Source organism: Malaciobacter canalis, from assembly GCF_008000835.1.
Classification (GTDB): domain Bacteria; phylum Campylobacterota; class Campylobacteria; order Campylobacterales; family Arcobacteraceae; genus Malaciobacter; species Malaciobacter canalis.
The window spans coordinates 1695231-1716869 of the sequence record NZ_CP042812.1; the positions used below are offsets into that span (position 1 = coordinate 1695231).

The 21639-nt window shown below is 28.4% G+C and carries 26 protein-coding genes; 11 read left to right on the forward strand and 15 right to left on the reverse strand.

Annotated elements, in window-relative coordinates; translation table 11 throughout:
* Position 1 precedes the first annotated feature (1 nt).
* The 14 genes from ACAN_RS08330 to ACAN_RS08395 form a co-directional block, all read right to left on the reverse strand.
* Positions 2 to 463, reverse strand: a complete 462-nt coding sequence (locus ACAN_RS08330) for an N-acetyltransferase (RefSeq protein WP_079579881.1) — start codon at positions 461 to 463, stop codon at positions 2 to 4.
* Positions 444 to 1055: a ribosome biogenesis GTP-binding protein YihA/YsxC gene (yihA, locus tag ACAN_RS08335; RefSeq protein WP_079579882.1), complete on the reverse strand. Its 612-nt coding sequence runs from the start codon at positions 1053 to 1055 to the stop codon at positions 444 to 446. The genes ACAN_RS08330 and yihA overlap by 20 nt, the downstream gene beginning before the upstream one ends.
* Positions 1055 to 1552 carry an LptA/OstA family protein gene (locus ACAN_RS08340; protein ID WP_099333419.1) on the reverse strand — a complete coding sequence of 166 codons (498 nt, stop codon included), beginning with the start codon at positions 1550 to 1552 and terminating at the stop codon, positions 1055 to 1057. The genes yihA and ACAN_RS08340 overlap by 1 nt, the downstream gene beginning before the upstream one ends.
* A gap of 11 nt (positions 1553 to 1563) precedes the next feature.
* Positions 1564 to 2091, reverse strand: a complete 528-nt coding sequence (locus tag ACAN_RS08345) for an LPS export ABC transporter periplasmic protein LptC (protein WP_079579884.1) — start codon at positions 2089 to 2091, stop codon at positions 1564 to 1566.
* The gene (locus ACAN_RS08350) at positions 2082 to 2579 is read right to left on the reverse strand and encodes a KdsC family phosphatase (RefSeq protein WP_079579885.1); all 498 of its coding nucleotides are present in this window, start codon (positions 2577 to 2579) and stop codon (positions 2082 to 2084) included. Before ACAN_RS08350 ends, ACAN_RS08345 begins: the two co-directional genes overlap by 10 nt.
* Positions 2576 to 3148, reverse strand: coding sequence for an imidazoleglycerol-phosphate dehydratase HisB (gene hisB / locus ACAN_RS08355; protein WP_099333420.1), 573 nt, complete (start codon positions 3146 to 3148; stop codon positions 2576 to 2578). Before hisB ends, ACAN_RS08350 begins: the two co-directional genes overlap by 4 nt.
* A gap of 9 nt (positions 3149 to 3157) precedes the next feature.
* On the reverse strand, positions 3158 to 3970 hold the full coding sequence (locus ACAN_RS08360; RefSeq protein WP_228150593.1) for a septal ring lytic transglycosylase RlpA family protein: 813 nt from the start codon (positions 3968 to 3970) through the stop codon (positions 3158 to 3160).
* The gene (locus ACAN_RS08365; RefSeq protein WP_170233027.1) at positions 3954 to 5363 is read right to left on the reverse strand and encodes a lytic transglycosylase domain-containing protein; all 1410 of its coding nucleotides are present in this window, start codon (positions 5361 to 5363) and stop codon (positions 3954 to 3956) included. Before ACAN_RS08365 ends, ACAN_RS08360 begins: the two co-directional genes overlap by 17 nt.
* Positions 5364 to 5399: 36 nt before the next feature.
* Positions 5400 to 6197 carry a TatD family hydrolase gene (locus tag ACAN_RS08370; RefSeq protein ID WP_322863220.1) on the reverse strand — a complete coding sequence of 266 codons (798 nt, stop codon included), beginning with the start codon at positions 6195 to 6197 and terminating at the stop codon, positions 5400 to 5402.
* The gene (locus ACAN_RS08375; protein WP_079579889.1) at positions 6185 to 6490 is read right to left on the reverse strand and encodes a hypothetical protein; all 306 of its coding nucleotides are present in this window, start codon (positions 6488 to 6490) and stop codon (positions 6185 to 6187) included. Before ACAN_RS08375 ends, ACAN_RS08370 begins: the two co-directional genes overlap by 13 nt.
* 56 nt (positions 6491 to 6546) lie before the next feature.
* Positions 6547 to 7875: an ATP-dependent protease ATPase subunit HslU gene (gene hslU / locus ACAN_RS08380; RefSeq protein ID WP_079579890.1), complete on the reverse strand. Its 1329-nt coding sequence runs from the start codon at positions 7873 to 7875 to the stop codon at positions 6547 to 6549.
* 6 nt (positions 7876 to 7881) lie between these two features.
* Positions 7882 to 8418 carry an ATP-dependent protease subunit HslV gene (gene hslV / locus ACAN_RS08385; RefSeq protein ID WP_099333423.1) on the reverse strand — a complete coding sequence of 179 codons (537 nt, stop codon included), beginning with the start codon at positions 8416 to 8418 and terminating at the stop codon, positions 7882 to 7884.
* 3 nt (positions 8419 to 8421) lie between these two features.
* The gene (rplI, locus tag ACAN_RS08390; protein WP_079579892.1) at positions 8422 to 8868 is read right to left on the reverse strand and encodes a 50S ribosomal protein L9; all 447 of its coding nucleotides are present in this window, start codon (positions 8866 to 8868) and stop codon (positions 8422 to 8424) included.
* Between the two features lie 191 nt (positions 8869 to 9059).
* A complete protein-coding gene (locus ACAN_RS08395) occupies positions 9060 to 9701 on the reverse strand; it encodes a recombinase family protein (RefSeq protein WP_099310282.1) in 642 nt (213 codons plus the stop codon).
* 314 nt (positions 9702 to 10015) lie between these two features.
* On the opposite strand from ACAN_RS08395, the gene ACAN_RS08400 reads away from it, so the two are divergent.
* The 11 genes from ACAN_RS08400 to ACAN_RS08450 all read left to right on the forward strand — a co-directional run bounded on the left by ACAN_RS08400 (position 10016) and on the right by ACAN_RS08450 (position 21366).
* Positions 10016 to 10570, forward strand: coding sequence for a UbiX family flavin prenyltransferase (locus tag ACAN_RS08400; protein WP_099333424.1), 555 nt, complete (start codon positions 10016 to 10018; stop codon positions 10568 to 10570).
* A gap of 2 nt (positions 10571 to 10572) precedes the next feature.
* A complete protein-coding gene (coaD, locus tag ACAN_RS08405; RefSeq protein WP_099333572.1) occupies positions 10573 to 11070 on the forward strand; it encodes a pantetheine-phosphate adenylyltransferase in 498 nt (165 codons plus the stop codon).
* Positions 11061 to 11627, forward strand: coding sequence for a dTMP kinase (gene tmk / locus ACAN_RS08410; RefSeq protein ID WP_099333425.1), 567 nt, complete (start codon positions 11061 to 11063; stop codon positions 11625 to 11627). Before coaD ends, tmk begins: the two co-directional genes overlap by 10 nt.
* 7 nt (positions 11628 to 11634) lie before the next feature.
* Positions 11635 to 12846: a histidine--tRNA ligase gene (gene hisS, locus ACAN_RS08415; protein WP_099333573.1), complete on the forward strand. Its 1212-nt coding sequence runs from the start codon at positions 11635 to 11637 to the stop codon at positions 12844 to 12846.
* A gap of 2 nt (positions 12847 to 12848) precedes the next feature.
* A complete protein-coding gene (gene speA, locus ACAN_RS08420; protein WP_228150594.1) occupies positions 12849 to 14645 on the forward strand; it encodes a biosynthetic arginine decarboxylase in 1797 nt (598 codons plus the stop codon).
* A gap of 1 nt (position 14646) precedes the next feature.
* The gene (cysE, locus tag ACAN_RS08425) at positions 14647 to 15384 is read left to right on the forward strand and encodes a serine O-acetyltransferase (protein ID WP_079579897.1); all 738 of its coding nucleotides are present in this window, start codon (positions 14647 to 14649) and stop codon (positions 15382 to 15384) included.
* 1 nt (position 15385) lies between these two features.
* Positions 15386 to 16117, forward strand: a complete 732-nt coding sequence (locus ACAN_RS08430; RefSeq protein WP_099333427.1) for a sulfite exporter TauE/SafE family protein — start codon at positions 15386 to 15388, stop codon at positions 16115 to 16117.
* A gap of 213 nt (positions 16118 to 16330) precedes the next feature.
* Positions 16331 to 17494: a N(2)-acetyl-L-2,4-diaminobutanoate deacetylase DoeB2 gene (doeB2, locus tag ACAN_RS08435; protein WP_099333428.1), complete on the forward strand. Its 1164-nt coding sequence runs from the start codon at positions 16331 to 16333 to the stop codon at positions 17492 to 17494.
* A gap of 14 nt (positions 17495 to 17508) precedes the next feature.
* Positions 17509 to 18756, forward strand: a complete 1248-nt coding sequence (locus ACAN_RS08440) for a diaminobutyrate--2-oxoglutarate transaminase (RefSeq protein WP_099333429.1) — start codon at positions 17509 to 17511, stop codon at positions 18754 to 18756.
* A gap of 9 nt (positions 18757 to 18765) precedes the next feature.
* The gene (locus ACAN_RS08445) at positions 18766 to 20163 is read left to right on the forward strand and encodes an NAD-dependent succinate-semialdehyde dehydrogenase (protein WP_099333430.1); all 1398 of its coding nucleotides are present in this window, start codon (positions 18766 to 18768) and stop codon (positions 20161 to 20163) included.
* Positions 20164 to 20187: 24 nt separating this feature from the next.
* Complete coding sequence (locus ACAN_RS08450; RefSeq protein WP_099333431.1) at positions 20188 to 21366, forward strand: M24 family metallopeptidase; 1179 nt, start codon at positions 20188 to 20190, stop codon at positions 21364 to 21366.
* A gap of 3 nt (positions 21367 to 21369) precedes the next feature.
* On the opposite strand, the gene ACAN_RS14130 is transcribed toward ACAN_RS08450, so the two are convergent.
* Positions 21370 to 21495, reverse strand: coding sequence for a hypothetical protein (locus ACAN_RS14130; RefSeq protein ID WP_265734346.1), 126 nt, complete (start codon positions 21493 to 21495; stop codon positions 21370 to 21372).
* Positions 21496 to 21639: the final 144 nt, after the last annotated feature.

Here is a 21639-nt window from a genome sequence, read left to right on the forward strand (position 1 = left end):
TCTATAAATCGTAAACCATAGCTATTTCTTCACAAATTGGGAAATGCTTACATCTAATACAATCAGCCCAAATTTTATGTTCTGGAATATTCTCTTTTTCTATTTTTTTAAAGCCTAAACTTTCAAAAAAACCCTCTTCATAAGTTAAAGATAAAATTTGTTCTAAATCATATTTTTTACCCTCACTTATACAAGCTTCAACAAGTTTTTTACCTAGCTTTAAACCTCGAAAATCTTTTGAAACAATTAAACTTCTAACTTCTGCTAATCTACAAGAGTGAATATGCAAAGCAGTAAATCCAGCTAGTTTACCATCAACACTAACAACAGTGTATGACCTAATTGTATTTGCCATTTCATCTTCGGTTCTTAGTAAAATCTTACCACTTTCAACTTCTGGTTTTACAAGCTCTTGCATTTGTATAATATGCTTAACTGTTGGTTTAAAAAATTTGATTTCCAAATAAATGCTCCGTAATTGCATTTTGAAGATCCATCATCCCTCTTTTTTTCAAATTTGAGATAAAAATACCCTCAGGATATGCTCTTTTTAATTTTGCTAAATCATTCTGTTTTAATTTATCTGTTTTTGTAAATGCATGAATAATCTTTTGATCTCCTCTTTTTATAAGATCTAAAAATTCATCAACATTTTTATCAATATCCAATGTTGTATGTCTTGAATCTATTAAATGTACAAAAACTTGTAAACAAGGTCTCTCTTCTAAATAACCTGTTAAGTTTTTATTCCAATCTTTTTTCAAACCTTTTGATACTTTTGCATAACCAAATCCTGGTAAATCAACAAATCTTGCAAAAAGATAAGGTAACTCCTCACTTTGTGTTTTAAACTTAATATCAAAATAGTTAATAAGCTGAGTTTTCCCTGGTGTTGAAGAAGACTTAGCTAAACCTTTTCTATTTGTTAAAGTATTTAATAAAGATGATTTTCCTACATTACTTCTTCCAAGAAAAGCAACTTCTGCCATATTTGGAGTTGGTGAATCATTTATACTTTGTGCCGAAGTTAAGAATGTTGCTTCAACTATTTTCATTATTTATCAGCCTTTTTCTCATTTTTATCTTCAATATTAATAATAAATCTTACAGGTTTATTATCTGTTCCACTAACTTTTGCTTCACCTGTTACTTGATTGATATAAATTATATTTCCATAAATTTTTCTATCTTCAATTTTTTCTTTAATAAAACCATTTCCATAAATTTCATACTGTTGTTTACTTGGATAATAAATAACTTTATCACCTTTACCCTCATAATGTTTATCTTGAGAAATGATTTCAAAAGTCACTTTTCCTGTTGCTACATACTTTAAAGGAGTTCTTTTTTTAGTAGAAGATTTTGCAGACATATAAACATCAAGCCTGTCTGAATTTAATCTATCTTTTTCTTTTTTCAATTTTACATTACCTGTAAAAACTGAGATTCCTTTTTCATCGTTTGCTTCAAACTTTTTTGCATCTATTATTAATTTACCCTCATTTGCCATTAGTGTTAAAGTAGCTAAAAAAGTTAAAAATAAATATTTCATTTTAATCCTTGTTATTTTGTTGTTTCTATTTCAAAATGTGAATTTTTTGCTTTGATAATCTCTTTTTTCATATCCAAATACAAATTTTTCCCATCTATTTTATGATTATAATAAGTTCCTTTAAAAGGAACACTATTTTTTGCTATTTGTGTTTTTTCATTATAATAAAGTTCTTGTGTATCTAAAGAGATAAAATCATTTCTTCTAAATTTAACATCATCTAAAAAAGTAAAATCTTCATTTTTTTTAATTATTACATTTGCACTTATGTAATCAGTTGCATTTTCTATCTTTTTATCATTTGCTTTTAAAATAAAATCACCCTCATACATAATATCTTTTGTTTTATATCTTGAAACTTTTTTTGAATTTACTATTTTTGTTGTTGTTTGTTCATTTAAAGTGTACATAGTTGAATCATTAAAAGTTACTAATGGTATATCTTTTTCATCTAAACTACTATCAACCTTATCAATAGGAATAAAATAAACCCCAATTGCAACAATTAAAAGTATATAAGTAAATGCTTTTATAACCATGAGTTTATGAACTCCTGCTCAATATTATCTTTTTTTACTATATACTCTATCATCTCTCTAATAGCTCCATTACCACCACTATTTTTACAAATAACATCAACAAAATCTTTTAAATAGTGTGTTCCATTAGAAGGCGTAAATGAAAGCCCTACTTTTTTTAGCATTTTAAAATCATTTAAATCATCACCAATTGCAGCAACTTGATTCCAAGATAAACCCTCTTTTTTTAAAATCTCAGTTAATACTTCATCTTTATTATGGATGTTTTGATAAAGATACTCAATTTGCAAATCAGAAGCTCTTTTTTCTACTATTTTAGATGTTCTTCCTGTAATTATAGCAACTTTTTTTCCTAGTTTTTTACTCCATGTTGCAATAGCTAAGCCATCGGCTACATCAAAAGCTTTTAACTCATCACCACTATTTGTATAAATTATTTTTCCATCTGTTAATGTTCCATCAACATCTAAAACAATTAGTTCAATCATAAAATACCTTTAGTACTAGGAATACCAATTTTTTCATTTTTAACCATTGCTCGTCTAAGGGCAACTGCAACTGCTTTAAATGCTGCTTCAAGAATATGGTGCTTATTCTTTCCTCTTTCATAAACTATATGGCAAGTAAGTCCAGCATTCATAATAAATGCATGAAAAAACTCTTCTGCAAGCTCTACATCAAACTCACCTACTTTTTCAGTTAAATTTATATCATATACTAAAAAAGGCCTGTTACTTAAATCAAGAGCACATGAAACAGCTGCTTCATCCATAACAACAGTTGCATTTCCATATCTTTCAACTGCTTGTATTGGAAAAATTGCTTCTTTTAAAGCTTTACCTAATACAATACCACAATCCTCAACACTGTGATGAAAATCAATATGTAAATCACCTTTACAAGTTAACTCTATATCAATTCCACTATGTTTACTTAGTGCTTCTAACATATGATCAAAAAAACCAATACCAGTTTCTATATTATTTATACCACTTCCATTAATATTAAGTTTACACTTTATATCAGTTTCTTTTGTTTTTCTACTTAACTCAACCATATTTTCTCCCTATTGTGCAATAATCATCGCACCACTAATTCCAAGTTTTGTTTTAAAATCAACAGCTTCTTCTTCACTTCTAAAACCACTTACCCAAACTCTATTTATAGGTGCATTATCATAATACCCATCTTTTATTACTACTGTATAATTATTCCCAATAATATTTTCAAATTTTCTTTTTGTTATTTTTGCACCAGAAAGATTTCTAAATGCCCCAACTTGTACAAAATATCTTCCAACAGACATAGTTTCATTTTTTTCAGATGTAGTTTGTGCAATTTTTCCATGAAAACCTAAAACAGTAATTTTAACTCTTGCTGTTCCTTTTTTTACCATATCAACCGCATGAGCAGCCTTATTTGATAAATCAATAATTCTTCCAGTTACAAAAGGTCCTCTATCATTAATTCTAACAACCGTTGACTTTCCATTTTCAAGATTATTAACTTTTACCATTGTATTCATAGGTAAGGTTTTATGTGCTGCTGTCATAGCATACATATTATAAGTTTCACCATTTGATGTTTTCTTAGCATGAAAATTTGGACCATACCAAGAAGCTATACCATCTTGTTCATCTCCTACTTTTGCTAAAGTTGGATAATACCATTTTCCAGCAATTTGATAAGGTCTCATAGTAGCTTTATGCATAGCTTTTGAGTTTCTCATTTTCTCTTTTGGAATTGATTTATAACCTGAATAGTTATTTGAATTTCCATAAGAATAGTTTTGATTACTAAAAGATGAAAAACAACCAGTGAACAAAAAAGTTGCACTTAAAATAACACCACTTTTTAAAAAACTATTTTTTAATAACAATTTTATCTCCAATATTTATAAAATTTGATTTTAATTCATTATCACTCATTAGTTTTTTTAAATCAATATTATATTTTCTTGCAATTGAGTATAAAGTATCCCCATTTTTAACTTTATATATAAGTGTAGTTTTAGTATTTGCTTTTGCTAATTTTATATTACTACTATTAGATTTATTTGAACTAATAGGAATAATTAGTTTTTGTTTCAAAGATAAAATATTTGTGTTTAATTTATTAAAATCTTTAATAATTTTATATGAAATATTATATTTATTACCAATTTTATGTAAAGAGTCGCCTCTTTTAACTATATATACTAAATACTTACTATCTTTAATTAGATTTTTATTTGCTTGATATCTAGCAAGTCTACTATAAGGAATATATATATCATAAGTTTTTTCATATGGAGGTACTATTTGTAATTTTAAATGCTTATTTAAATTTTTAATCTCTTCATAATCAATCCCAACTGCTGTTGAAATTGACTTTAAATGTAAACCACCTTTTACAGGTATAGTTGCAACAGAAGAAGTAGCACCTATATTTAAAAGATGGGCATTGTCATTTTCTGTAATAAAACTTTGGTTATTCATCATACCAAGTGCAATAATTTTTCTAATATACATTCTACTTTCACTTGGAATATATTGTCTTGTGATATTTTTTTGAACTCTTAAGAAATCATCAATATCTAAAGAAACATCCCAATCTTTAATTTCTTTATAAACTCTATTTAATTTATAAAAAGGCTCTCTTCCTCTTTGATAAGAGTAGATTGTATGTCTAAATTCTTGAATTTTACTACTATTTTTTTCTTTTGGATTTTCTTGTACATATTTATCAATTGTAGCTCTAGTAATTGCTTCAATTACTCTTCCCTCACCACAATTATAAGCAAGTGCAGCTAAATACCATTTGTCAAATCTTTTATGCAAATATTTTAAATATTGTGTTGCTGCTTTTGTTGATTTAACAAGATCCATTCTTTCATCAACATATAAATTAATATTTAAATCAAAATGTTTTCCTGTTTCTGACATAAATTGCCAAATACCAGTTGCCTTTACATTTGATTTAGCATCAATAGTAAAATCAGACTCTGCCATTGCCATATACAAAAAAACAGAAGGTATTTCCTCTTCTCTTAATATCTTTTTGATTTTAGGTACAAACAGTGATGCATCACTTAATTTTCTTACATAATTGTTTTGATTATGTTTTCTTAATAGATTATTATATGTTTTTTGAAGTTTATAATCTGTAATAAAAGAGGATTTAATTTGTAAATCCTCTAATATTTGCATGTCTCTTTGGTTATAATTAGCTCCTATTAAAGAAGCCCATGAGTAATTTACTAATATAAATAAAAATATGACTAACTTATACAAATACATTCCTAATTGTTAAAATAGCATATATTTTATCTAATTTATATTAGAGAACTCCTTAAATAAAGTTTTAGCATTATGTGTAGTTAAAGTTTTCACTTCATCAACTTCCATCTCTAAAAGTTCAGCTATTTTTTCAACTACATAGTTTGTATAAGATGGTTCGTTTCGTTTTCCTCTAAAAGGATGTGGAGTTAAATAAGGGCCATCTGTTTCTACAACAATTTTTTCTTTTGGAATTTTACTTAAAACTTGAACAAGTTTTCTTGCATTTTTAAAAGTTAAAACTCCTCCTATTCCAAAATAAAAATTTTCATTAGCTAAACTTAAAAGTTGTTCATCTGCATTAAAACAGTGTAAAACTCCACCAACTTTACCTGCATTATTATCTAATAATATTTTTTTTGAATCATTTGAAGCATTTCTTACATGAACAATAAGAGGTTTATTAACTTCTGTTGCAAACTGTACTTGCTTTGCAAATACCTCTTTTTGTCTTTTTATCTCTTCTTCTTTTTCATTTTCATCTTCAGGGAGTCTAAAATAGTCTAGACCACATTCTCCAATAGCAATACATTTTGGGTGAGTAACATATTTTTTAAGTACTTCTTCATCATAAGCTTTTGCATCATAAGGATGTACTCCTACAGAAAAAAATACCTCATCATACTGTTGTGCTAATTCAACAGCTTTAGGTAAATCTTTTGGATCTGCTCCAGGTATTAAAAAACCTTTTACATTTGAATCTAATGCATTTGCTATTACTTCATGTACATCTTGACAATACATTTCATTATCAAGATGGCAATGTGTATCAATTATTATGATAGGAATCTCTTTTCAACAAGATTTATGATTGCATTAATATCTTGAATATCCTCACCCTTAATCCAAGCATCAACTCCAAAGTTTTTAAATGCATCATAATCACTATCATCATCAATCACTGCAATTGACACATATTTTTCTTTACAAGCTTCATGTTTATTCTCTTCAAAATCAAAAATAGAGTTAATATCTAAAATTGCAATATCTGCTTTTTGCGTAATTCCACTATCATAATGCTCTACACTGTGCTTACTATCTATTAAAGAATCATCTACATCACAAAATGTTACTATATTCATAACTACTCCCTGTTTTCTTATACTTTTACTATTCTATCAAATAAAAAATTAAAATATTACAAGATATACCTTGCAGTATCTTCATTTTCAACAATATCCTCTAGTTTTTTCTCAACTAAATCTTTGTCAACTATAATAGTTTCACCTTTTTTCTCATCTGCACTAAAACTAATATCTTCAATAACTTTCTCAATTACAGTATGAAGTCTTCTTGCACCAATATCTTCAGTCTTTTCATTTGCAGTTACTGAATATTTGGCAAAAGCATGAATTGCATCATCACTAAACTCTAATGTTACATCTTCAACTTTTAATAATGCCTCATATTGTCTTAAAAGAGAATTTTTTGTATTAGTTAATATTTTATATAATGCATCCTCATCTAATGAGCTTAATTCTACTCTTAAAGGAAATCTTCCTTGAAGTTCAGGAAGCAAATCACTTGGTTTGCTTACATGAAATGCTCCAGCAGCAATAAATAAAATATGATCAGTTTTAACTTGACCAAACTTAGTTTGAACAGAACTTCCCTCAACAATTGGAAGTAAATCTCTTTGAACACCCTCTTTTGAAGGATCTTGATTTTGAGATTTTGTTCCTGTAGCAATTTTATCAATTTCATCTAAAAATATAATTCCACCATTTTCAGTTCTTTTAATTGCTTCAATTTTTATAGCTTCATGATCAAGTAGATTCTCACTTGCTTCATCTCTTAATAAAACCCTTGCATCTTTAATTGTTACTTCTTTTTTAACTTTTTCTTTATTTAGTCCGCCTAACATTTTAGAAAGACTCTCTTGCATTGAACTCATATCCATTGGCATTGAAGAGTCAATTATTTCAACATGTGTTTTCTTAGGAAGTTCAATCTCTATTTTTTTATCATCTAAAGCACCACTTAATAATTTTTCTTCCATTTTATTATATGTTTTAATAAATGACTCTTTTGCAGTTTCAGTTGCAGTTTCTGGTAAAGGTGGAACAAGTTTTTCTATTATTTTTCTATTAACTTCTCCATCAATTTTATCAACAATTTTTTCTTCATACTCTTTTGTTACTAAATTTATAGATTCATAAACTAAGTCTCTAATCATTGATTCAACATCTCTACCTACAAATCCAACTTCTGTATATTTACTAGCTTCAACTTTTACAAATGGCAATCCCATCATCTTAGCTAATCTTCTAGCAATTTCAGTTTTCCCAACACCTGTACTTCCTATCATAAGAATATTTTTAGGCATTATCTCTTCTTGAAGTACTGGTTCAACTTGCATTCTTCTAAATCTATTTCTTAATGCTAATGCAATTGTCTTTTTTGCGTCATCTTGTCCAATAATATAATCATCAAGATACTTAACTATTTGTTTAGGAGTTAAATCCATACTATACTATTCCTCTATTGTTAAAATTTTAATATTTTGATTTGTATAAATACATAATTCACCTGCAATCATCAATGATTCTTTTACTAAATCTTGTGCAGATAAGTTTGCATGTTTATCTAAAGCCCTTGCAGCAGAAATTGCAAAATTTCCACCACTTCCAATTGAAGCAATTTTTCCATCTTCTGGCTCTACTACATCACCATTTCCACTTAAAATAAAAATATGATCTTTATTTAAAACAATCATCATTGCTTCTAATCTTCTTAAAACCTTATCTTTTCTCCAAGCTTTAGAAAAAGCAATTACTGCTTTTAACAAATCACCTTTAGTAGTTTGTAAATGCTCTTCAAACATATCAAAAAGATTGAAAGCATCAGCTGTACTACCTGCAAAACCTGCTAAAATTTTCCCATTATATAAAGTTCTAATTTTAGTAGCATTACCTTTTAAAACAGAATTACCAAAAGTAACCTGTCCATCTCCACCAATTACGGCTTCTTTTTCACCTTTGTAGGCTAATATTGTAGTTGCTTCAAACATTAACTACTCTCCTATAATGTCAACTTTTAAAGTTGCATGAACAGCATGACCTAATTTACAATCAACTTCGTAAATACCAGGTGCTTTTATTTTTTTATCTAAAGATATATTTTTTTTATCAATTTCAATTTTAAACTCTTCATTTAAAGCTTCACTTATCTCTTTATTTGTAACTGAACCTATTAGATGTCCATTTGCACCAGCTTTATGTTTGATTGTTAATTTTGTAGAATTTAAAGTTTCTGCTAGTTTCTTAGCCTCATCAATTTCTATAGCTATTTGTTCTTGCTCTCTTTTCTTTTGTGCTTCATATTTTCTTATTACATCGTTTGTTGCATGTAAAGCAAGACCTTTACCAATTAAGAAGTTCTTTCCATATCCATCTTTCACTTCTTTAACTTCACCTGCTTTACCTAAACTTTTTACATCTTTTGTTAATAAAACTTTCATAAAATATCTCCATATAAATAAATAGTTAATATTCTACAATAAGTTTAATGAAGTGAATATAAATGATAAGAATAAATATTAAAATTATAAGTTTTAAAATTTTAGGCAAATAAAAAAAGAGAATAAAGCATATATTTGACACTTTATTCTCTTTTTATTTTAGTTATAATATAAAAATTATACTCTTGATATTAACTTGCAATATCAAGAGTGTTTCTCAAATTTTCTCTAATACTTCTTTTTTTAACATAATTATTTAATCCAATATGATTGCTATAACCTAAAAGTTTTGCAATTTTTCTTACTGATAAACCAACAGATAATAACTCTTCTATTTTTTCTCTTTGATTATCAAATTTTGATTTTTGAATTGTACCTTTTGGTTTTCCAAGATGAGCACCTTCTAATTTTTTTGCAGTAAGTGCTTCTTTTGTTCTAATACTCATAAGCTCTTTTTCAAGTTTTAAAGTCATAGAAATCACACCTAAAATCATCTGAGTTAACATGTCATTATCATCTATTAAATCTAAATTTTGTTTTATTACAATTATTCTAATTTTATTACTTAATAAAAATTTAACTATCTCTAAAATTGTTTCAACTGTTCTTCCAAAAACATTTAAATCTGCAACTAATAAAGTTGATTTACTTTGAGAATTTTTCAAAAAATCCAACATGTTTTTTTCATCACTTGGAGTATTTATTTCTATTTCAATACTTTGATAAATCTTGATATTTTGTTTTTTTATATACTCATTTAGAACATCATTTTGTTGTTTGGTATACACCTCATTATTTTTATTTATTCGAACAAAACTAAAAATTTTAGACACTTTAAATCCTTTTACAATAAGTATTATTATAAATATATAATTAAACATTTTGTAATAATTATAATATTTTTTATTATACGAAATGTTATTACAATTTTGATAAAACAAAGCTTAACCAAGGCTTTAAAAACAGCTTTTTTCTTGGCTTTTAGTAAAATATTTATACAACTATATGTTATACATTTTGAAAAAAATAAATTGGCAAATCTTTACACCTCCTTTGAGTTTTTCATTATTTGTTTTTTTTTGATTTGCAATAAAGTAAAAGTTAGATAAAATCTTTTCTTAATAAGATAATTCTTAAAGGATTTGTATTGAAATTAACTGTTGCCATTACTGGTGCTAGTGGAGCAAGTTTAGCTCTTAAATTTGTTGATAATATTCCTGAAAATATAGAGGTGTTTTTAGTAGCTTCAAAAAGTGCAAAAATTGCTTTAAAGCTTGAAGAAGATATCTCTATTTCTAATTATTTCAAAGATAAAAAAAACTTAACAATTTTAAATGATAGTGATATTTCAGCTTCAATAGCTTCTGGTTCATTTGGTATAGATAAAATGATAATTTTACCCTGTTCTATGAATACTCTTGCAAAGTGTTCTATTGGAATTTCAGATAGCTTAATAACAAGAGCTTTTACAGTAATGCTTAAACAAAAAAAAGAGATAGTTATTGCACCAAGAGAGATGCCTTACAATACAATCATCTTAGAAAATATGCTTAAATTATCCCAATTAGGAGTAATTGTTGCTCCTCCAAGTTTGGGCTATTATTCAAGTCAACAAACTTTAGAAGATATGGAATACTTCTTAATAGGGAAATGGTTTGATTTATTAGGAATTGATAATAATTTATACAAAAGATGGGAATAAATATGCAAAATAATGAAAAAACAAATAATGGCGGAACATATAAAAAAGCTATTTATAGTGGAACTTTTGATCCAATAACAAATGGTCATATGGATATTGTAAGAAGAGCTACAAGTATCTTTGAAGAAGTAGTTGTAGCTGTAGCAAAAAGTGAAAGAAAAAATCCAATGTTCTCCCATGAACAAAGAGTTAATTTTGCAAAAGAAGCAACAAAAGATCTTGAAAAAGTAACTGTAATTGGTTTTGATACTTTACTAGTGGAGCTTGCAACACAAATGAAAATAAATACCATAATAAGAGGATTAAGAGCAGTTAGTGACTTTGAATATGAATTACAAATGGGATATGCAAACTCTTCTATAAACAAAGACTTAGAGACTCTTTATCTTATGCCAACTTTAAAAAATGCTTTCGTTAGCTCTACTATTGTTAGAGAATTAATAGTGTTTAATGGAAGCTTTTGTCATCTTGTACCCAAAGAAGTATTAAAATGTATGTAGTAATTGAAGGAATTGATACAGCAGGAAAATCTACGCAATTAGAGATTCTTGCTAAAAAATATAATAATGCAGTATTTACAAAAGAACCAGGAGGAACACCAATTGGTTCAAAATTAAGACAAATGGTTTTAACAGGAGAAGCAAACTCTAAGCTTGCTGAAATGTTCTTGTTTTTAGCAGATAGAGCTGAGCACATACAAGAAGTAGTGTTAAAAAATAAAGATAAAATAGTTATTTCTGATAGATCAATGATATCAGGTATTGCTTATGCTCAAAACTTACCTTTAAAAACAGTAATAGATTTAAATCTTATTTCAACAAATAATGTCTTGCCAAGTCATGTGATTTTATTAAAACTATCAAAGCAAGAGCTAGAAAATAGGCTTTCACAAAAAGAGCATGATTCTATAGAAGCAAGAGGAATTGATTATTTAATAGATATTCAAAATAGAATGGAAAAGACAATAAAAGAATTAAATTTAAATTATATTTTTATAGATGCAAGTTTAAGTATCGAAAAAATTTCAAAAGATATAGAGGATTTTTTAAATGAGTAAACAAAATATGATACAAAGCCTAAGAGGCATGAAAGATATTTTAGATAATGATAGCAAACTATTTACTTATTTTTGCGAAAATGCTGCAAAGATAGCACGAAATTATGGTTTTGAATATATAGAAACACCTATTTTAGAAGAAACAGCCCTTTTTAAAAGAAGTGTTGGAGAAAGCTCTGATATTGTAAATAAAGAGATGTATCAATTTATTGATAAGGGTGAAAACGATGTATGTTTAAGACCTGAGGGAACAGCAGGAGTTGTAAGAAGTTTTATTCAAAATAAACTTGATAGAGCTGGTGGAGTTAAAAGATGGTATTACCACGGACCAATGTTTAGATATGAACGACCTCAAAAAGGTAGATTAAGAGAGTTTCACCAATTTGGAGCAGAAGTATTTGGTGTTAACTCTGTTTATGAAGATGCAAATATCATCATGATGTTAAAAGATATTTTAGAGTTTTTGGGTATCTCTTATAAACTACAATTAAACTCATTGGGTTGTAAAGAGTGTATGCCTCCTTATAAAGAAAATCTTATTGCACATTTAAATAGTTTTAAAAGTGAGCTATGTGAAGATTGTAATAAAAGAATAGAAACAAACCCAATAAGAGTTCTAGATTGCAAAAATGAAAAGTGTCAATCTCTACTTATAAATGCACCTAAAATTACAAATAATTTATGTAATTCTTGTGATATGGATTTTGAAAAATTAAAAGAGATTTTAGATTTTAATAATATCTCTTATGAAGTAGATAGTAATCTTGTAAGAGGATTAGACTACTATTCAAAAACTGCATTTGAATTTGTAAGTGATGAAATAGGCGCACAAAGTGCAATAGCAGGTGGTGGAAGATATGATAGATTAGTTGAGTTTTTAGGAGGAAGAGAAACTCCTGGAATTGGATTTGCTATTGGTATTGAAAGATTACTTGAATTAGTTAAAGTAAAAGAATCAAAAGAAGATATATATTATATTGGTGCTTTGAATGAAGAGGCTTTAAATCAAATCACAAAGTTAAGTAATATAAAAAGAAAAACAAATCAAACTTTTATGGAATATACCCCAAGAGGTTTTGCAAAACATTTCAAATTAGCAGAAAAAGTAAATGCCAATATTGTTGTGTTAGTTGGAGAAGATGAATTAAAAGATAATACTATTTATATGAAAAATATAGATACTAAAGAAGAAACAAAAATAAAACTTGAGGATTTTTAATATTGAATAATTTTGGAATTGATATTTGGAGTAATAATAATTTTATTATTGAAGAGGGAGAACTAAAACTTAACTATAAAAATAAACCCTCACTAATTTCGTTAGTTAATAGTATAAGAAAAAAAGACTATAAAGGTCCTTTACTTTTTAGGTTTCCACACTTAATTGAAAAACAAATAGATAGGCTTTATGATACATATACAAAAGCCATTAAAGAGTACTCTTATAAAGGCTCATTTAATGCTGTGTTTCCTTTAAAAGTAAATCAATACCCTACTTTTGTAAAGCCTTTAATTAAAGCTGGAGAAAAACACAAGTATGGTTTAGAAGCAGGAAGTAAAGCTGAACTTTTTATTGCAATGACTTATAATAAAAATGCACCAATTACAGTAAATGGATTTAAAGATAAAGAGATGATTCATTTAGGTTTTATTGCTAAAAAAATGGGTCATAATATAACTTTAATTATTGAAGGTTTAAATGAACTTGAAACAATAATTGATGTTACAAAGGAAACAAAACTTCAACCACCTAATATAGGAGTTAGAGTAAGACTGTTTAACAGTGGAAGTGGTGCATGGGCAAAATCAGGTGGAATTGATTCAAAATTTGGATTAAGTTCAACTGAGATTCTTGAAGCTTATGACCAATTAGAAAAAAACGATCTTTGTGAATATTTAACAATGATTCATTTTCATATTGGATCATCTATGAATAGTATCAAACCTTTAAAAAATGCATTAAAAGAGTCAGGTCATATTTATGCAGAACTAAAAAATCTAGGAGCTACTAATTTAAGTGCTATTAATATTGGAGGAGGTCTTGCTGTTGAATACTCTCAATTTAATAGAACAATTAACTACTCTTTACATGAATTTGCAAGTGATGTAATCTTTACTCTTAAAAATATTGCTAAACAAAAAGGAGTAGAAGAACCAAATATTTTTACAGAATCTGGAAGATTTATATCTGCATCTAGTGCTGTTTTAATAGCTCCTGTATTAGAACTGTTTTCAGCTGAATATGAAGCAGCTCATTTAAGATTAAAGAAGAAAAATCCTCCTTTAATTGAAGAGCTTAATGAACTATATAAAGATATGAAAAAGAAAAATGCACTAGAGTATATGCATGATAGTATTGATCATCTAGATTCACTTTTAAAACTATTTGATTTAGGTTATATTGATTTAGAAGATAGATCAAATGCTGAAATTTTAGCAAACCTAATAATAAAAAAAGCTATTTCATTTTTAGAAGTTGATGATTATGAAGAGCTAAAAAGAATTGACAATAAAATTCAAGAAAAATATTTATTAAATTTCTCAATTTTTCAATCATTACCTGATTTTTGGGGAATAAAACAAGAGTTTCCAATAATGCCAATTACACATTTAGACAAAAAACCAACTAGAAGTGCTTCCATATGGGATATTACTTGTGATAGTGATGGTGAAATTGAATTTGATCCTAATAAACCTTTATATTTACATGATGTTAATTTGGATGAAGAAGAGTATTTTATAGGGTTTTTCCAAGTTGGTGCATATCAAGATGTATTGGGAATGAAACATAACTTATTTTCTCACCCAACAGAGGTAAATGTACTTTTTAATGAAAATGATGAAGTTGAATTAGAACATATTATAGAATCACAAAAAATTATTGATATATTAGAAGATATTGATTATGATACAGATGAAATTAAAGCTATATTAAATGAAAAACTAGATAAAGATATTTATAATATATTAGAAAAATATTTATATGATAATTCATATTTAAAGACAACTTGGAGTTAATATGACGAAACAAAATGAAGAAGAGTTATCCCTTTGGAAATTAATCAAAGAGGATTTCTCTGTCCCAAAACAAAATGATCCTGCACTTCAATCAAGCATAGAACTTTTTTTTAATTATCCAGGAGTTTGGGCAATAATAAATTATAGAGTTGCAAATGCATTACACAAAAAAGGTTTTAAAAGACTTTCAAGGGTGATTAGTGGAATATCTACTTTTTTAACAAAAACAGATATTCACCCTGGATGTCAAATAGGAAGAAGAGTATTTATAGACCATGCAATAGGTGTTGTAATAGGTGAAACTACTATTGTTGAAAATGATGTACTTATTTATCAAGGAGTGACTCTTGGTGGAGTATCATTAAATAAAGGCAAAAGACATCCAACTATTAAATCTAACTCTGTAATTGGTAGTGGAGCTAAAGTTTTAGGAAATATAACAATAGGCAAAAACTCAAGAATTGGAGCAAACTCAGTTGTTATATGCGATGTACCAAAAAACTCTACAGCAGTTGGAGTTCCTGCAAAAATTATTAAAAGAGATGATAAAAAATGCAAACTATCTCACAATGACTTACCAGATATCAATAAAGAAATGTTTGATTATTTACTAAAAAGAGTTGCCGTACTTGAAAATGCAGTAAAAAAATACGAAGGTATTGATTTAAGCAGTGAAGATAAAGATCTTGAAGATATTTACGAAAGATTTATTCAAGCAATGAACTCAATAAAACAATAAAATGATAGAGTTATTAGCATTAGGAACACTAACTGGATTTGTTTCTGGTTTTTTTGGTGTTGGTGGGGGTATGATTCTTGTTCCTTTACTAATCGTTTCAGGTTTTGAGATGAAAGCTGCAATTGCAATATCAATTATGCAAATGGTATTTAGCTCAATTTTTGGAAGTTTTTTAAATATTAAAAAAAATGCTAAGGTTCTAAAAGATGGTCTATTTATAGGCATTGGAGGGATGCTTGGTGGCTTTTTTAGTGGATATATAGTTTCAAACTTTTCAAATGAATTTTTACAATATCTATTTATATGTATTGTTATTTTTTCAATTTTAAAAATCTTTTTCTCTCCTGCTGAACCTATAAAAGAAGAAAGGACACAAAATAAGCTTATTCTTATTGTAATTGGTTTTTTTATAGGTTTAATAGCAATGAGTATTGGAGTTGGTGGCTCTGTTATATTAACTCCTATTTTAGTAGGATTTATGCACTATAGCCTAAAAAGAGCAACTGCATTAGGACTATTTTTTGTGGTATTTTCCTCAATTGCTGGATTTACTTCCCTTTGGATTCATGAACAAATATTACTAACAGAGGGTGCAACAGTTGGTATTGCATCACTTTTAGGTGTTTATTTTGGAATAAAAATAAAAACTTTTATACATTCAAATTCATATAAAAAATATATTTTACTTTTATACATCAGTGTGTTATTTATGATGATTTACAAAACAATATAAAAACTTGAGAGAAAAGTAACTTTTTTTCTCACTTGTTTGATTATATACTATTAAACGCTTCGATAATGAACAAATAACTCTATTTTTCTAATTTTAAATTCAATAAAAGTTATCAAAATAAAAATAATAATTACTCTTAATAGTAAAATTGTTGTAAATTCCTATTTAATATGATACAATTTTTCATTCTAGCTATTAATGTAAGGATAAATTATGAAACTTAAATGGATAGAAATAATAGAGTTTGCAAAAGAATTTAGAAAAGAGTTACATAAAAATCCTGAGCTAACTTGGGAAGAAGTAGATACTGCAAAAGCTATCAGAGCAGCACTAAAAGCCCATTATACCCCCTACAAAGAGTTTGCTAATACAGGAACTGTTGTTACCCTTGCACCAAATGCAAAAGGTACTCATATTGCACTAAGAGGCGATATTGATGCTTTACAAATAGATGAACAAACAACAGTTCCGTATAAATCACAAAAACCAAATTGTATGCATGCATGTGGCCATGATGGTCATACAGCAACACTTTTAGCCACTGCAATTTGGTTAAAACAGCATGAAGATCAGCTGCCAGGTCCTGTTTCTTTAGTTTTTCAGCCTGCTGAAGAAGGTGGACATGGAGCGAAAAAAATGCTTGAAGAAGAGGCATTAAAAGATGTTGAGTTCATCTATGGATGGCATAATTGGCCAGCAATAAAATTTGGCCAAGCAGTATGTCCAGATGGAGTAGTAATGGCAGGTAATGGAACTTTTCATATTGATATAAATGGTCAAGGAGGTCACTCTTCTCAACCTGAAATTTCAAAAGATCCTGTACTTGCTGCTAGTGCTATTACTATGGCATTACAACAAATAGTAAGTAGAAGAATAGCTCCTCAAAAAGCAGGTGTAGTTTCAGTTACTTCAATCGATGCAAGAAGTGGTCTTACAACAATTCCATCTCACGCAAAGATTGAAGGAAGTATTAGAATACCAGATTTAAAAACAAGAGATGAAGTAGCACAATCAATTAAAGAAATTGCTCAAAATACAGCAAAAGCTTATAATACAGAAGCAATTGTAGAGTTTAGGAATAGATATTCTCCTACAATAAATCATGAAAATGCAGCTTCAAATATGAGAAAGAAATTAGAAGAAGTATTAGGAAAAGATTATAAAAGTGATATTGCTACACCAATTATGGCATCTGAAGATTTTAGTTATTATTTACAAGAAATACCAGGTGCATTTGCATTAATTGGAAGTAATGATGGTCAAGAAAAACATACTAAGCCTTGTCATAATGCATATTATGATTTTAATGATGAGCTTATTGAACCTGTTTGTAAAGTATTTACAAAACTTGCAAACTTAGAATGTGAATTTATATAAATAAGGAGTTTAAAATGTTAGCTAATGATAAAACAATTTTTGAAACATATGAATCTGAAATTAGAGCATATTGTAGAGCAGTACCTACTGTATTTAAAGCTTCAACAAATGCAACAATGATTGATGAAGATGATAAAGAGTTTATAGATTTTTTTGGTGGTGCTGGAGTTTTAAACTTTGGACACAATAACCCAAAAATGAAAGAAGCATTAATAGAGTTTATACAAAGAGATGGCGTTGCTCATTCATTAGATATGTTTACTGATGTAAAAAGAGATTTTATTAAAACATTTGTAGATACAGTTTTAAAACCAAGAGGATGGGAAGATAGAAAACTTCAATTTACAGGACCTACTGGAACAAACGCTGTAGAAGCAGCATTAAAGCTAGCTAGAAAAATTACAGGAAGAACAGAAGTAGTTGCTTTTAATAGAGGTTTTCATGGTATGACTTTAGCAGCATTAGCTTGCACTGCAAATAATGCTTTTAGAAGTAGTTCAGGAGTTCCTTTAAATCATGTGATTAGAGATACATTTAATGATATGGATGCTTTAGAGAATTTAAGACAAAAAATGTTTGATTTAGCTTCTGGTATGCTTCCTCCTGCTGCATTTATAGTTGAACCTGTTCAAGCAGAAGGTGGTGTTAGAATTGCTACTAAACAGTGGCTTCAAGGAGTTCAACAACTTGCAAAAGATACAGGTGCACTTTTTATTTTAGATAGTATTCAATGCGGTTGTGGAAGATGTGGAAGTTACTTTAGTTTTGATGATTTAGATGTTGATCCTGATATTATAATTTTAGCAAAAGGATTAGGAGGTTTTGGTACTCCAATTGGAATGTTAGTAAATAAACCAGAAGTTGATAAAGCATGGAGTCCAGGTCAACACACAGGAACTTTTAGAGGACAAGGTTTCTCTTTTGTTGCAGGAAAAATTGGACTTGAATATTTTAAAAATGAAGAGTTTAATGAAGAAACAAAAAGAAAAGGTGATATAGTAAGAGAAGTTTTAGATAAACTAAACTCTAAATATGAAAAAGTTGTTGATGTAAGACAAAAAGGTTTGATGCTAGCAATTGAGTTTGATAGTGCAGCAACTGTAAAAGAAATAACAGCAAAAACATATGAAAATGGTCTAATTATAGGTGCTTGCTCTACAGGTGAAATTATTAAGTTTATTCCTCCTTTAACTATTACAGATGAAGAGTTAAATAAAGGTTTAGAAAGATTCACTGCTTCTGTTGAAGCAGTTTTATCATAAGGAGAAATTATGGGATATAGCACAACACATTTTAAATCAATAAATCCATATACACAAGAAGATGTATATGAAATTAAAATGCACAATACTCAAGAGACTAGAGAAATTTTACAAAATGCTCAAGAAGCATTTTGTAATGAGTGGCAAGATACAACTTATGAACAAAGAGCAAAGCTTTTAAATGCTGTTGCAAAACAGATGAAAGATAATCTTGATTATTATGCTTTACCTATGACAGAAGAGATGGGAAAACCAATAAATGAAGCAAGAGGTGAAGTAAATAAAGCTGCTTGGGCAGCAGAACATTATGCAGAGTTTGGAGAAGATTATCTAAAAACTGAATATTTAGAATCTGATGCTACTGAAAGTTATGTTCAATATTTACCTTTGGGTGTAACTTTAGGTATTTTACCTTGGAATGCACCATTTTGGTTAGCTTTTAGATATTTAGCACCTGCTCTTATGTCTGGAAATACTTGTATTATGAAACATGATTCCCATACTCCTTTATGTGCAGTAAGAATAATTGAAGCTTTTCAAAAAGCTGGTTTTCCTAAAAATGTAGTTCAAAACTTAGTTGTAGGACACTCAAGTTTAGAAACAATCATTAGAAATCCAATTGTAAAAGGTATTTCTTTAACTGGTTCATCAAAAGCAGGAACTTCTGTAGGTGCAATTGCTGGAAGTGAAATAAAACCTGTTGTTTTAGAATTAGGAGGAAGTGATCCTGCGATTATTTTAAAAGACACACAAGATTTAGAAAAAGCTGCTGATATTGTTACTCTTTCAAGATATATAAATGCGGGACAGTCTTGCATAGCAGCTAAAAGAATTATTGTAGAAGAACCAATATATGAAAAATTTATAGAATTACTAAAACAAAGATTTGAGAAATTAAAACTAGGTGATCCAAAAGATGAAACAACAACAATAGGTCCAATTGCAAGAAAAGAGTTAGTAGACCAAATGCATGAACAAGTAGATAAATCAGTTGCAGCAGGTGCAAGATTGATACTTGGCGGACAAAGATATGAAGGAAAAGGTTTTTTCTTTCCCCTTACAATTCTTGCAGATGTTGAACCTGGAATGGTAGTATCTTGCCAAGAAACATTTGGACCTATTGCAGCAATTATTAAAGCAAAAGATGAAGAAGAAGCAATAAAAATTGCAAATGATACTGAATATGGTCTTGGTGGTTCAATTTGGACAGGGGATATACAAAAAGGTAAAAAACTTGCTGGAAAAATTATTACAGGACAAGTATCTATAAATGGTATTGTAAAATCTGATCCTAGACTTCCAAGTGGAGGAGTTAAAAAATCAGGAATTGGTAAAGAGTTAGGACCACATGGTATAAAAATGTTTGTAAACACACAACAAGTTTGGGTAGGTCCAGCTAAAGGGTAGTTTACTTCTTAATAAGGAGCAAAAATGAAATTGGCTTTTCCTAAAGCAGAATATGTAAAAAGAGTAAAAAAAGTACAAAGAGAGATGCGAAGAAAAGGTATTGATGTACTTCTTGCAACTGATCCTGGAAATATGAATTGGCTAACAGGATATGATGGTTGGTCATTTTATGTGCATCAAGGAGTGATTGTATCTTTAGATGAAGAAGAACCTATTTGGTTTGGAAGAGCTATGGATAGAAGCGCAGCACTTCTTAGATGCTATATGAAAGATGATAAATTAGTTGCTTACCCTGAAGAGTATGTTCAAAATCTTGATAAACATCCAATGGAGTGGCTAGCAAAGAATATCTTCTTTGCTAGAGGTTGGCATGATGCAACAATTGCAACAGAGATGGATAATTATTACTATTCTGCACAAGCCCATTTAAGTTTAGTATCAAATCTTTGGAAAGCAAGATTTGTAGATAGCCAAAATCTTGTAAACTGGGCTAGATGTATAAAATCTGAAAAAGAGATTGAGTATATGAAAATTGCAGGAAGAATTACATCTAAAATTCATCAAAGAATACTTGATGTTGCAAGAGTTGGAATACCAAAAAGTTTTGTTGTTGCACAAATATATGAAACAGCAATTGAAGGGGTTGATGGATATAGTGGTGATTACCCTTCAATTGTTCCTTTGCTTCCCTCAGGAAAAGAAGCTTCAGCTTCTCATATCACTTGGGACAATAAACCCTTTAAATCAAATGAGGGAACATTTTTTGAAGTTTCAGGGTGTTATAAAAGATATCATTGCCCAATGTCAAGAACAGTTTATATGGGAAAACCATCTGAAAGGTTTTTAAATGCTGAAAAGGCACTACTTGAAGCAATTGATACAGGACTTGAACAAGCAAAACCAGGAAATAAAGCAAGTGATATTGCAAAAGCACTTGATAAAGTAATGCTAAAATATGGAATAGATAGACATGGAGCTAGATGTGGATATCCAATAGGTGTTAGTTATCCACCTGATTGGGGTGAGAGAACATTTAGTATTAGAGCTTCTGATAATACAATACTAAAATCAGGAATGACCTTTCACTTTATGCCAGGTATTTGGCAAGAGGATTGGGGAATAGAAATAACTGAAAGTATTTTAATTACAGATACAGGATATGAATCACTTTGTGATTATCCAAGAAAACTATTTTTTAAATAAAATCTATTTAAAGATTTCTTGCCAAGAGTATATTTTTTTAATTGCTCTTGGCTCTATTACAAATGAAACAATTGATACTATTAAAAAAGAGACTATAAATAAAGATATAATTTTTATTATTAATTTCATGCTACTCCTTAATTTATTTTCTATATTAAATTATAAAAATACTTATAAAATGTACAAATTTATAAACTTACATTTTTTATATATTTAGTTTCATCTTTCTTTGGTATAATAAAGGCTTTATTTTTTACAAACCTATTAAAAAAC